General features: G+C 55.8%; 1 pseudogene. It reads left to right on the top strand.

Annotated features, from left to right (window positions below):
• A pseudogene (locus DW49_RS1000000129795) lies at positions 1 to 258 on the top strand (IS21 family transposase); the annotation flags it as partial.

The raw sequence follows: 258 nt of genomic DNA, 5'->3' as shown, positions 1-258 counted from the left end.
ATCAGATAGCCAAGCGTACCGGGCTGTCGAGAAACACCATCCGTAAATGGGTCAGAGCGCCCGAAGCCACTCAACCAGCGTACCAACGGTGCGCATCCTTCAATAAGCTCAACCCTTTTCACGAGACCTTAGAGCAGGCGCTCAAGGCTGATTCGTTCCGGCCAAAACACAACCGCAGGAGCGCCAAAGCACTTTTTGAGCAGATCAAGGCCGAGGGTTATGACGGCGGTTACAGCCAGCTCACGGCGTTTGTCCGCT

This window comes from Pseudomonas avellanae BPIC 631, assembly GCF_000444135.1.
Taxonomy (GTDB): Bacteria; Pseudomonadota; Gammaproteobacteria; order Pseudomonadales; family Pseudomonadaceae; genus Aquipseudomonas; species Aquipseudomonas avellanae.
Note: the sequence above shows the minus strand (reverse complement) of the source record. Positions and strands in the feature narration are given on the sequence as shown.